The 12,299-nt window shown below is 52.4% G+C and carries 10 protein-coding genes; 2 read left to right on the top strand and 8 right to left on the bottom strand.

From position 1 onward, the window contains the following. The first annotated feature begins 216 nt into the window (after positions 1–216). Entirely contained in the window at positions 217–609 is a 393-nt protein-coding gene (locus NWF35_RS14305; RefSeq protein ID WP_301240016.1) for a globin domain-containing protein, read from the top strand. Positions 610–1,091: 482 nt separating this feature from the next. Then, positions 1,092–5,606 carry a glutamate synthase-related protein gene (locus NWF35_RS14310; RefSeq protein WP_301240018.1) on the top strand — a complete coding sequence of 1,505 codons (4,515 nt, stop codon included), beginning with the start codon at positions 1,092–1,094 and terminating at the stop codon, positions 5,604–5,606. A gap of 286 nt (positions 5,607–5,892) precedes the next feature. Here NWF35_RS14310 and NWF35_RS14315 read toward each other — a convergent pair whose 3' ends face one another. The 8 genes from NWF35_RS14315 to ctaD all read right to left on the bottom strand — a co-directional run bounded on the left by NWF35_RS14315 (position 5,893) and on the right by ctaD (position 12,115). After that, complete coding sequence (locus NWF35_RS14315; RefSeq protein WP_301240020.1) at positions 5,893–6,054, bottom strand: hypothetical protein; 162 nt, start codon at positions 6,052–6,054, stop codon at positions 5,893–5,895. A 114-nt stretch (positions 6,055–6,168) separates the two neighbouring features. Further along, positions 6,169–6,855 carry an LrgB family protein gene (locus tag NWF35_RS14320; protein ID WP_301240021.1) on the bottom strand — a complete coding sequence of 229 codons (687 nt, stop codon included), beginning with the start codon at positions 6,853–6,855 and terminating at the stop codon, positions 6,169–6,171. Continuing rightward, positions 6,852–7,229, bottom strand: a complete 378-nt coding sequence (locus NWF35_RS14325) for a CidA/LrgA family protein (protein ID WP_301240023.1) — start codon at positions 7,227–7,229, stop codon at positions 6,852–6,854. Before NWF35_RS14325 ends, NWF35_RS14320 begins: the two co-directional genes overlap by 4 nt. 268 nt (positions 7,230–7,497) lie before the next feature. Next, on the bottom strand, positions 7,498–7,947 hold the full coding sequence (locus NWF35_RS14330) for a DUF420 domain-containing protein (protein ID WP_435873910.1): 450 nt from the start codon (positions 7,945–7,947) through the stop codon (positions 7,498–7,500). 268 nt (positions 7,948–8,215) lie between these two features. Continuing rightward, on the bottom strand, positions 8,216–9,082 hold the full coding sequence (locus NWF35_RS14335) for a cytochrome c oxidase assembly protein (protein WP_301240026.1): 867 nt from the start codon (positions 9,080–9,082) through the stop codon (positions 8,216–8,218). 314 nt (positions 9,083–9,396) lie between these two features. Beyond that, positions 9,397–9,708, bottom strand: coding sequence for a cytochrome C oxidase subunit IV family protein (locus tag NWF35_RS14340; RefSeq protein WP_301240027.1), 312 nt, complete (start codon positions 9,706–9,708; stop codon positions 9,397–9,399). 17 nt (positions 9,709–9,725) lie between these two features. Further along, positions 9,726–10,349 carry a cytochrome (ubi)quinol oxidase subunit III gene (locus NWF35_RS14345; protein WP_301240028.1) on the bottom strand — a complete coding sequence of 208 codons (624 nt, stop codon included), beginning with the start codon at positions 10,347–10,349 and terminating at the stop codon, positions 9,726–9,728. Next, on the bottom strand, positions 10,346–12,115 hold the full coding sequence (gene ctaD / locus NWF35_RS14350; protein ID WP_435873917.1) for a cytochrome c oxidase subunit I: 1,770 nt from the start codon (positions 12,113–12,115) through the stop codon (positions 10,346–10,348). The genes NWF35_RS14345 and ctaD overlap by 4 nt, the downstream gene beginning before the upstream one ends. Positions 12,116–12,299: the final 184 nt, after the last annotated feature.

The following is a 12,299-nucleotide window of genomic DNA, read 5'->3' on the forward strand; positions in this document are numbered from 1 at the left end:
CGGGTCGGAGCGGTCATCATCTGTCTCCCTACAAGGTGCAGGTGGAGTGAGCCAGGAAAGCAATTGGACACTATTCACTGGACACACTAGAGACGAGAGACGCTTGACTGGGAGACGAATTTCGCTTTTCTCAACGTTTGTCCATAACCAGGCTGACATCAGCCGTCTTTTTACCGGAGCCGAAACAATTCCAGATTCGTCAAGGAGGAAAACCCATTGCATTCCATTCAATCCACTTATGAAAAGATTGGCGGGGACCAAACCGTTCGCCGCATCGTCGAAGCTTTCTATCCACGTGTGCAACAACATCCACTTTTGAAACCGTTGTTTCCGGAAGATCTGGAGCCGGTCAAGGAAAAGCAGTACCGCTTCCTCACCCAATTCCTCGGTGGACCGCCACTATACACATCCGTGCACGGTCACCCAATGTTGCGCGCCCGACACTTGCGCTTTCCGATCACGCCACAACGAGCGCAGGCGTGGCTGCAATGCATGGCTGAAGCGTTGGATGAAGTCGGCGTCACCGGCGAAGCACGAGAAGAGATGTGGAACCGGTTGGTGATTGCCGCCCACCACATGGTGAACACGCCGGATGAAGCCGCGGATTGAAGCGTACTAGCGGCTGCCTCTTTTTGTATGGAATCACCAGATTTTTCTGTTTATTTACAAACCGAGTTGTATATTTATTCATTTTTGTTGAAAGCGCTTTCTTATATCCGACCGGGTTCACGTTGGTATAACAGATGTGTTAAAACCGTGGGATCCCATTATTTTTCACCCCTAACACTTCTCTTATTCCAAACGGCACAACCTGAATTCTGAATGCATAAAAACACCCTCGTTTGAATAAAAATCATCAAAACCTCTTGTTTCCCATTGGGATTCATGTTATTCTATACTTGCCGTTTCATAACAACCTTCCGGATACTCCTCCTGCAGTCATATCACTCGTTTCCTCCTTGCATGACCAGTATATTTTTATGACCCATCACGGGTTTTCAGATAAATCTGTCATTTGTGGAAAGGAGAGTCGATCGCGGAAGGGACCATTCTTCCAATGGAGGTGAACAGGTCAACGCTGACCGGATCCAATGAGAAAAGTCAACGCTGACATCGGTCGATTTCAAAATTTGCTTTCGGAAGAGCACGATAGTTGCGGAATTGTCGCTATCATCGAAAAAAACGGCAAGCCGACGCGTGCTAACTTGTTGGACACCATTGATGCGCTGATCAAAATGGAACACCGTTCCGGTTTCATCAACGGTGAAGGGGACGGTTGCGGTATATTGACCGACATTCCTCGGGCATTATGGGCCCAAAAACTGACCCAAGCCGGTTATCCATCGGAATGGGCATATGAAGAGACGTTTGCCGTCGCCCACTTGTTCGTGCCCAAACGTGGCGACATGACGCTCTCTTCCCTGCAGGATCGAATCCGTAAGATCCTGAAAGACAATGGGTTACGTATCCTCGTAGAGGCGATCGATGCGGTCAACAGCCATGTACTGGGAAAAAACGGCCGTGCCGATGAGCCGCATTTCTGGCAGATCGCCTTGCGTGCGGAATCGGCAGAGCGGCTGCCGGCCCGTCTGTTTGACCTGGTCATCCAGTTGGAACGGGACTTCCCCCTTCAAGTCGCTTCGTTCAGCAATCGCACCGTTGTATACAAAGTAATGGGAGCGGCTAACCTGTTGCCGAAGTATTTTCACGACCTCGGCAAAGCGGAATTTCAAACGGTAGCCACGATCGGACACAATCGTTACTCCACCAACACGCTATCCAACTTTTTCCGCGTTCAGCCGTTCTCGTTGCTCGGACACAACGGTGAGATCAACACAGTGCGTAAACTGGGTGACGAAGCGCACATGATCGGCGTTCCTCTCGCTGAAGGAGGAAGCGATTCGCAAGATCTCAACCGGGTGATGGAAACACTGATTCATCGCTATGAATTTTCTTTGCTGGAAGCGATCGAAATGGTGTTTCCCCCGATTATCAACGAGATCCACCAGCTCCCGACTGAGTTGCAGGATCTCTATACCTACTACCGTCAAGCATGGGGACCGTTCGCCCAAGGACCTGCGGGAATCGTTTCCCGTTACGGCGACGAATGCGCCTTCCGTGTCGACGCGCTCGGACTCCGTCCGCTGTGGATGTTGGAAAGCGAACGATGTTTCTATTTCTCTTCCGAGCAGGGCATCATTCCGGTCGATCGGATGGTGAGCGAGCCTAAACCGCTCGCACCGGGTGAAACTGTTGGTGTAAGACTGTCACCGACCGTGACATTTATCCCGAACCACGAGCTACAACAGATCGTGCTGGAACGTGCCAAACAACATGTCGATTTCCAGGAATACCGTCAATATCTTTCCCGGTTGCCCCATTCCTCCGCAACGCCGCAAGAAACGCAGCCCGCGACGGATCAAGCCTATGCCGCATTCGGATGGGATCGGGAGCAGATTCAACTGGTGGAACAGATGGCGGATACCGGCAGCGACCCGATTCGATCGCTCGGTCATGACGGTCCTTTGGCCGCATTATCCAAATCCCGGCAAAATATTTCCGACTTCATCAAAGAAAGCGTCGCTGTCGTAACCAACCCGGCGATCGACCGCGAACGGGAGATGGAGCATTTCTCCACCCGGGTGGTGTTGGGACGCCGTCCGCTCCTGAACAAGAAGGAAACCAATACCTCCTTGCGCGTGGAATTGCCTTCCCCGGTTCTGGTGGAAGGAAACGACGGGGTGGAGCTGCAATCGTCGCACGGCACGCTATCTTATGAGTCACTGGTACAATTATTTGAAGAAAAAGGGTTGACGGAGCGCCTTTCGCTTTCCTATCCGCGTGGAAGCTCAGTCAAAGAGCGGTTGGAAAAGCTGGCTGAACAGGCACTCAAAGCCGTACAGAGCGGCAAAAGCCTGTTGATCTTGGATGATGCGGGTTGCCATCAGGAGGACCGACTGTTCTTGGATCCGCACTTGGCTGTCTCCAAAGTGGATCAGGCACTAAAAGCCGCTCCGTGGCCGAAAGATAGCCAAAACTGGCGCCGCGAATGCAGCATCGTACTTCGCTCAGCCGCCCTGCGTTCGTTGCACGATATTGCCATCGCCGTCGGTTTGGGCGCAGATGCGGTCAACCCGTACCTGATGTTCGCCACCATTGTCGGGAAAGAGAACAAATCCGCCGCCAACCTGTTTGACGCGATCAACAAAGGATTGGAGAAAATTATCTCCACGATCGGAATTCACGAATTACGCGGTTATGCCCGGTTGTTCTCATCGATCGGTCTGTATCCGGAAATCGCCGATGTGCTCAATATCGTCAACTACTGCGGTACGGAACGGGCCGGCACGTCTTGGAGCGACCTGGAAAAAGATGCGGAGGCTCGTTACGAGGACTATGCTTCCAAAAAAGCTAAACCGGCCAAAACATTCCATCTCTGGCCGCGGGTATGGAAGTCCATCGGCCAAGTCGCCTCTGGCGCAATCTCGTATCGCGAATTTGCGGAAAAGTTGGAGGATCTGGAAAAGCAAAACCCCATCAGCTTGCGCCATGTGGCCGATCTAGACCTGGATCGGGTAACGCCGGTTGACCCGGATGAAGTGGACATCAGCGTGGGGGATCATGACCTGCCGCTCGTGATTTCGTCCATGTCGTTCGGTTCTCAACACGAAACCGCCTTCCGTGCATATGCCGAAGCGGCAGAACGGCTGAACATGGTCAGCCTCAATGGTGAAGGCGGAGAGATCAAAGACATGCTCGGCAAATATCCGCGTACGCGCGGACACCAGATCGCATCCGGCCGGTTCGGTGTCAACGTGGAGTTGGTCAACTCCGCCCTGCTTCTGGAGATCAAAATCGGGCAAGGCGCCAAACCGGGTGAAGGCGGACACTTGCCCGGGGTCAAAGTTTCCCAAAAAGTGGCCGCGGCGCGGAATGCTTCGCCTGGAGTCGATCTGATCTCGCCGTCGAACAACCACGACATCTATTCGATCGAGGATTTGGCGCAAATCATTACTGAGCTGAAAACGGCCAACAAATTCGCCAAAGTCATCGTCAAAGTGCCCATCGTTCCCAACATCGGCACGATTGCCGTCGGGATCGCCAAAGCGGGTGCAGACATCATCACCTTGAGCGGATTTGACGGCGGCACTGGTGCCGCACGGGTACACGCTCTGCAGCATGTGGGCCTGCCCGCGGAGATCGGCGTCAAAGCTGCCCACAATGCATTGGTAGAAGCCGGTATCCGCGATCAAGTTGAACTGTGGGCGGACGGTGGGCTGAAGAGCGGTTTGGACGTCATCAAAATGATGCTGCTCGGAGCCAACCGTATCGGATTCGGTACCTTGGCGATGTTGGCCATCGGATGTACGACCTGTCGCGGTTGTCACTTGGATACGTGCCACGTGGGGATCGCCACGCAGATCGAATCGATGGAGGAAGCGGAAGAAAAAGGTTTGCGCCGCTTCGTTCCCCGCGTATACGAAGATGCCGTCAATTCGCTAGTACGCCTGTTTTCCGCGTTCGGCGAAGAAATCCGCAGGTTGACGGCACAACTCGGATTTACGCGCACGCAAGACTTGGTCGGACGCTCCGACTTGTTGAAACAAGTACGTGAATTGGAGCGCGTGGACCTGTCCGACCTGTTGCACCCGATCGCCATCGATTGGAGGCAGACTGCGGCAAGCGAAATCGCCGTCACGTCACAATCTGACGATCTCAAAGTGGCGGTTGGAGCTGAAGCTGAAGCCATCTTGGCGGACAGGATCACGTTCGATCGTCCGGTATCTGAGTCGTATGCAGGCGTCAACAGCACGGATCGCGTCATGGGAAGCCGGGTCTCCGGGGCCCGAGTCCGCAACCGTCTGGACGGTAGCTATGCCCAGTTGCCGGAAGTGTCGCTCACATTCAAAGACGGCTCGATTCCGGGCAACGGCTTTGCCGCATTCAACGCGGAAGGCATCCGGATGGTGGTCCATGGCGGTGCACAGGATGGCGTGGGCAAAACGGCGTTCGGTGGACGGGTGAGCATCCTGAAGTCACCGGGTGCCAACGGCGTCATGATCAACGGATCAGTCGGAAAAAGCTTCTGCTACGGTGCACAAAAAGGTTTGTTCATCGTGCAAGGCAATGCCGACTCACGTGCGGGAATCCGTCTCTCCGGTGCCGATGTCATCATCGGTGGCGAGCCGAGCGGACCGATCCGCGACGATTTGGGTATGATCGGTGCACGTGCAAATATCAAAGGTTTCGCCTTTGAATATATGACCAACGGTCGGGCCGTCGTGATGGGCGATCCCGGACCATGGATCTGTGCTGGCATGACCGGCGGACGGGTTTACCTACGACTGATTCCGGAGCTCGGTTTGGATCAACAAGCACTGCAACGCCGGATCGCCAAAGGTGCCAAAGTCTCGTTGCAACCATTGGATGATCAGGGAGAACGAGACATCCGGGAGTTGTTGGGATATTACCGGGAGGAGCTGGAACGATCCGGTCAGCAAGCCGAAGCCGAGAAGGTGGCCCAACTCGTGAAAGACCCGCGCGCTTCGTTCATGCAAGTCATTCCTCACAAAGTGCAAGCCGATCCGTCCATTTCGACGGAATAAGGCGATATATCACCTCTTATTCTGATTTGCCACTGTAGAAAAGGGGAGAGCGTTTCAGGCGCTCTCCTCTTTCCTTTCATGGATTCTTTTTCTTGCGGATTTCCACCATTTCAGGGAATATTTCTCCCCCACCGGAATGATGGACCATGTTTTGCACCTAGCTTTTTTGCAGAAATACATTGATATCGTAGTAGAGGGGTGGCGCAGCCGCATCCTACAGTAACAGTTTTTCGGCCTCAATCAGGTTTTCGTTGCGCTGCCCGTAGTCTGACATATCTTTTGATTTCTAGATGATCCGGTCGTAGCGGTAGGTGGACCAATGGCCGAAATTCAGGCAGTTTTTCGTTTCGCACATATCGAGGAATGTCATGGAATCGTTGTAATCCGCGGTCCATCTGAAAATACTCAAATCAAACCGTCCCTTCATCTCCAACTTCACTTCACCCATCGACCATTCAAAAAACACCCGGCGACAGTTGAGTCGCCGGGGTTATCAGTAGGCCTCTGAACAACCGCGTACAAAAGGAATACCAACAATATAGGACTCCTCCATGGCCTTATATCATATAAAAACGCGTATGAGTAGGGGCGTAAACAAGCCGATCAACAGGGCAGTCACACTCATCCCCACAATGCCCATGGCGGCGGCGGCATCACCCCATTTTGAGGCACGGGCGGCTCCGATCATCTGCCCGGCGGTACCGAGCGCGAGCCCTTTGAACAGGATATTGCGAATACCCATCCAGCGAAGAATGACAGGGCCCGCCACCACCCCGAGAATGCCTGTCAAAACGGCAAAAAGCGCAGCCAATTCCGGAACCCCCCCCACCGCTTGTGAGGTCAGCATCGCGACAGGTGTCGTCGCAGACTTTGGCGCCAGTGAGAGAATCGTTACAGTACTCAGATGCAAGATCTTGCCCATCAATGTTGCTGTCAGCATCCCCGATACCGTCCCGCCACAAACACCGCTCAAAACGGAAGAGAGATGTTTCTTCAACAGGTTCCATCCCCGAAACAAAGGAACGGCCATGGCCACTTGGGCGGGGCCGAGAAGCCAGGTCAGCGGCTCATTGGCCATCCGGTATGTTTGGTAATCGGTATGGGTCAACCACAAAATCCCGGCCACTATCAACGTGCTGGTAAATACAGGGCTCATCAACATATGGGGGATTCGTCGGTGAAGCCTGCATCCCGCCCAGTAGGAAAACAGCGTCAACACCAGAAGTAAAGCGGTTTGACCAACCATCATTTTTCCTCCCCCTTTGCTTTGGTCATGCGGGCAATCCCTGCCGTTGCAACCAAGACCGTTATCGTACTGACCACCAAGATCAGTCCCAGTTTCCATCCCTCTTTTTTCAGAACAGGCCAAAACCGAAACACACCGACAATCGCCGGAAGAAGAAGCAGTACGATATGGCGAACAAAGAATTGGCTGGAAACCTCAAACAAATGTACTCGCACCTTGCCTGTTGCCAACAAGATGAACAGAATGCCCATCCCCAACAGCCCCGGCGGTACGGGCCATTTCATCAGGCGAACCACCGCATTTCCCAACAGGAACACCAGGAACAGGATGAGGATCTCTACGGCCACGAACCATACAGGCAGCTTTTTGCCGTTCATCCGCATCCCCTTCCGATCCGGTTCTCACTTTGAGTATATCGTCGATTTGCCCGATATCCAAATTTTATGTGAAGTTAATTAACACAAATAAAACGGTTACATCCTATTTTTTCACGCTATACGGATTTCATCCGCAATTTTGTGTTATGTTTTTTGACATATAATCAACTGCAACCTCTCATTTTTGTCATATTATCTTACACATCAAAAAACCGATTCTCCACCATATGGATGGCAGGAATCGGCTTCTCGGAATTCCAATGTGAAGTTACTGAAAATGATTGGTCGTCGGACCCGGAGGAAAGATGACAAACAACAGCAAATACACCACCACTCCCGTGATCGCGGTGACAAACCAGATCACTGCTGAACGTCGACCGAGTCGCTTGTGGCGATCAAATCGTTTCCGATAAGCGAATGTCAGGGTAGTGATCACCAGGACCGGCGAAAGGATGGTCAACACAATATGGATCGTCAAAAAAACGTTGTATGCGGTTTTCAGATTTTCCGGGCCGCCAAAAGCGGTATTGCCGATCAACACGGTCCGTGACATATACAGGATAAAAAACAGAGATGCGAAAAAGATGGACAGCCACATCAAGCGTTTGTGCACGTCCACTTTCTTTTTTTTGATGGCCACCCATCCCGCAGCCATGCAAATGGCGCTGGTGACCGTACATGACGTGCTGACAGTAGCAAGTAACATCGAAATCGACACCTGCATTCCACCCCTTATCAACATGGCAACCACAACAGAAAAGGATGCACTTAGTCAATCAAGTATAAATAGCCATCTCCCGTCTCAGATACGTATCTATATATTTTTATTCCGTGGTCAAACGCTCACAGGTCACTCGGCGGATAAAGCCACCTTCTCTTGGACCAGTAAATGACCAGCTATGCCTCGGTAGGAGACGCTTTCTCTTCAACGACAGGTTTATCGATCGCCTGTATGGGCCAAACGAGGTGATTGACCCCCGTTTTGATCACGTATGCCCTTCGCCTTCCGCTGTGCGCATGCGAGCGGCGACAGCATCCGTTTGCTCATCGCTTTTGGCACGTTCTTTTTTCACCCATCGGAAAAAGATAATTCCCAGCGCCGTTCCATACACGATTTCCTGAATGATCTTCATGATCACGCCACCAAATTGCTGATCATCGATCGGCGGCAGGAAACCGAAAACCTGCACATGCCCATACGACGCGTATAACAGATCGCGGGCAAAGATGATAAGTGCGCAGGCTGGTGTGAGTAGGATGCCATTGGCAAAAATATACGCGATTTTCTTCAGCTCGCTCAGTTTGTCCAACTCGGGAACGGGACACACCACAGGCCACCACATCATGAAAGCCGTCAAGATCAGCAATGTATGGCTGATTACATGGTACCATGTTCGACTCATCAGTGTGTCGAAAATGACCGGTACATGATACAACGAAAATAACAGGTTAAACAGCAATATCGAAATCAACGGTTGGGTCAAAAACGCAAACAAGCCCTTGGGTAACCGCTGGATCATTGCTCTGGCCGCATCAGGCGGCATACCCAGCAAAATGGCCGGTGGCACCATCAAATACATGATTGATTGCTGGAGCATATGCACACTGAACGATATATGTCCCCAGTCGGCCAACGGGCTGCCGTGTGCGGCATAGATCAACACCAATCCTGTGTAAAACCACACTTTTTGATGAGTAGGCACCGGATTCGTCGTACCCAGGTGTTTATGTCGCGGTCCCGTGTACCACGCATAACCGATTCCCAAAATCAATACGATCAAAATCGCTTCCCAATGAAACCAGCTCGCGACCGTCGATCCGGCATGCGCGGCATGGTGCATATGAGTGTGCATCATTTATCATCTCCCGTTGAAGGGAATTCCCATCTTGACTTGCTCCACACGGTTAGAGTACCAGAGGCACTTCCCTTAGTCGCCGTGGGCTTTTCGCTTCATCTGGAGTGACAACCATTTTTCTGCACTCCATGGCCTAATACAAAAATCCTGTCGGAATTGCGAGAGATGAAAGGCCTTCCATGATCGATACTCGCTTTCATCACCATGGAAGGGCTGGTCTTTGCTACTCGCTTTTTATAAACCAGGCCCCTCGCCGAAAGACTGCGCTTTCATACACGAGGGGCCAGATTTTCAAAGATAGGTTTGATTGTTTACAACAGCATGAAGATCCCGACTGCGGATACGATAGCGACAAAGATCCCTGCACAGATGAAGAGAATCGGGAAAAAACTTCCTTTCTGGTCCAGATGCATGAAAGTGAACAATTGGAGGAACACCTGAATCGCCGCCATCACCAACAATACAGGAATCACCAGATGGGTCGGGATGATTTTCAAACCAACCGCCGCGAACGCAATCGCGGTCAAAACGATCATCACGGCGAAAGACAAGAGATGCTTACTCACGCCATCTTGTTTTTTCGACGGCTGTTGGGAGGTCGTCGTTTGTGTCGACGTTTGCACCGGTCATCCCACCTTCCTTAGGAAATCATCCCCAACAGATAAACAACAGTGAAGATAAACACCCAAACCACGTCGATAAAGTGCCAGTACAAACTGGCGACGTAGAATTTTGGCGCCGTTTCCTTGGTGATGCCTTTTTTCCACCCCTGATAAATCAGGGTTGTGATCCAAGTGACACCAAACAACACGTGGCTTCCGTGCGTACCCACCAGCGTGTAGAACGAAGAGCCGAACGCGCTGCGAGTGAAGGTGTGCCCTTCATGCACGTATTCGATGAACTCGTAGATCTCCAATCCCAAGAAAGCCAAGCCCAGCAGAACCGTCACGCCAAACCAGAAGAGCATCGACTTCAGATTTTCGCGGTGCATGCCCAAAATGCCGAGAACGCTGGTCAGGCTGCTGGTTAACAGGATGAGTGTCGCGGCGGCGACCATCGGAAGACTGAACAGCTCTTCCGAGGTCGGACCGCCCATCGTAGAATGACGAAGAGCCAGGAACGTACCGAACAAGCAAGCGAACAAGACGGTTTCGGCCCCGAGGAAAAACCAGAAACCCAAGATCTTATTTTTTCCTTCCAACGTTGAGGTTTCCGTGTGATGAGGCATTTCCGGAGCCATGCTCAGTTGATTGTGATCACTCATGCTCTCGCCCCCTTCTCCGTAGCCTCAATTTCCTCAGGTTCAATGTGGTAGCCAGGATCATGATCAAACGAACGCATGAACATGGTGATGAAGACCATGATCAAGCCTAGCACTGCCGCCGGGATCGCCCGCATGACAAAACCGAAACCGGCGATGAAGAAGCCAACCGCCATCAATATCGGCAGATAGGATGGAGACGGCATGTGAATCGAACCGATCGGCTCGGCCGGCTCCACGCCTTTCTTGCCGTTCATTTTCGCGTACCACAGGGCATCCACATCTCGCACCAGCGGCAACTGCGCAAAGTTGTACTCCGGTGCCGGAGACGAAATCGCCCATTCCAGTGTCCGACCATCCCACGGATCAGAGCCGGCCGCTTCACCGCGACGAGCGGTGACGGCTATGTTCACCAGTAAGAAGATGATGGAGATGCCCATCAAAAGCGCACCTGCCGTGCTCAACTGGTTCCCCCATTCCAAACCGTAACCCGGTTGATAGGTGAACACCCGGCGCGGCATCCCCCACAGACCCAACCAATGTTGAACCAAAAATGTCATGTGGAATCCGATGAGGAACAGCCAAAAATGCCAGCGTCCCAACGTTTCGTTCAGTTTCTTGCCGAACATTTTCGGCCACCAGTAATACATGCCCGCAAACATTCCGAAGACGGTGCCCCCGATCAGCACGTAATGGAAGTGGGCCACGACGAAGTAAGTGTCTTGGTACTGAAAGTCAGCCGGCGGTACCGCTAGCATAACCCCCGTTACTCCACCGATTACGAATGTCGGGATGAAGCCAACCGCAAACAGCATAGGTGTAGTGAACCGAATACATCCGCCCCACATGGTGAACAGCCAGTTGAACACCTTGATCCCCGTCGGAACCGCAATGGTCATCGTCGCGATCGCGAAAATGGCGTTGGACATCGGTCCCAGACCCACGGTAAACATATGATGGACCCACACCATGAAGCCCAAGAATCCGATCAGCACCATCGCGAACACCATCGACGAGTATCCAAACAGACGTTTTTTGGAAAAAGTCGCGATCACTTCAGACATGACCCCGAAAGCGGGCAAAACCACGATGTACACTTCCGGATGCCCGAAAATCCAGAACAAGTGTTGCCAGATCACCGGGTCACCGCCACCGGCCACATCAAAGAAATGCGAACCAAACAGACGGTCGAACATCAGCAGGATTAATCCCACCGTCAATGGCGGCATCGCGAACAAAAGAAGCGCGGAAGTGACGAATGTGGCCCAGGTAAACAGCGGCATGCGCAAAAAGGTCATCCCGGGCGCCCGCATGTTCACGATCGTCACCAGGAAGTTGATAGCGCCCATCAGACTTGAGAGCCCAGCGATCTGCAACCCAAGCACGTAATAGTCGATACCGGGTCCCGGGCTGAAATGATTTAACGCCAATAAGGGATAAGACGTCCAACCGGCATCCGGTGCGCCGCCGAACAACCAGCTGAAGTTGAGCAACAAGCCCCCGGCGAGGAATAGCCAGAAGCCCAATGCGTTCATGAACGGGAACGCCACGTCGCGTGCACCGATTTGCAACGGAACAACCACGTTCATTAAGCCGAAGATCATCGGCATGGCCGCCAGAAAGATCATCGTCGTTCCGTGCATGGTAAGCAGTTGGTTAAACGTGTCGCCCACCATGAAATGGTTGTTCGGAACGATCAACTGCATCCGAATCAGTAAGGCTTCAATGCCACCGACTAGGAGAAAGAAGAAACCGGAGAGAAAATACATGATCCCAATCTTTTTATGATCGACAGTGGTCAGCCAGTCCCACAGCCAATGGTTGCGTACCCGCTCAAGGAAGCGGTCGTTGTAACCGCCGGTGAAGATGGCCAGGATGAACATGGCGAAGACCAGCACGCTTAAAAACGCTCCCATGGTGTCCCTCCTTCAAACGTCCGTTCAATGTGCTCCC

The sequence above is a fragment of the Polycladomyces subterraneus genome (assembly GCF_030433435.1).
GTDB classification, from domain to species: Bacteria; Bacillota; Bacilli; order Thermoactinomycetales; family JIR-001; genus Polycladomyces; species Polycladomyces subterraneus.

Excerpts from the sequence above, each read along its gene's own strand:
- NWF35_RS14310 (WP_301240018.1), top strand. The coding sequence starts at position 1,092 with ATGAGAAAAGTCAACGCTGACATCGGTCGATTTCAAAATTTGCTTTCG.
- NWF35_RS14315 (WP_301240020.1), bottom strand. The coding sequence starts at position 6,054 with ATGGGTGAAGTGAAGTTGGAGATGAAGGGACGGTTTGATTTGAGTATT.
- NWF35_RS14320 (WP_301240021.1), bottom strand. The coding sequence starts at position 6,855 with ATGATGGTTGGTCAAACCGCTTTACTTCTGGTGTTGACGCTGTTTTCC.
- NWF35_RS14325 (WP_301240023.1), bottom strand. The coding sequence starts at position 7,229 with ATGAACGGCAAAAAGCTGCCTGTATGGTTCGTGGCCGTAGAGATCCTC.
- NWF35_RS14335 (WP_301240026.1), bottom strand. The coding sequence starts at position 9,082 with ATGCACACTCATATGCACCATGCCGCGCATGCCGGATCGACGGTCGCG.
- NWF35_RS14345 (WP_301240028.1), bottom strand. The coding sequence starts at position 10,349 with ATGAGTGATCACAATCAACTGAGCATGGCTCCGGAAATGCCTCATCAC.
- ctaD (WP_435873917.1), bottom strand. The coding sequence starts at position 12,115 with ATGTATTTTCTCTCCGGTTTCTTCTTTCTCCTAGTCGGTGGCATTGAA.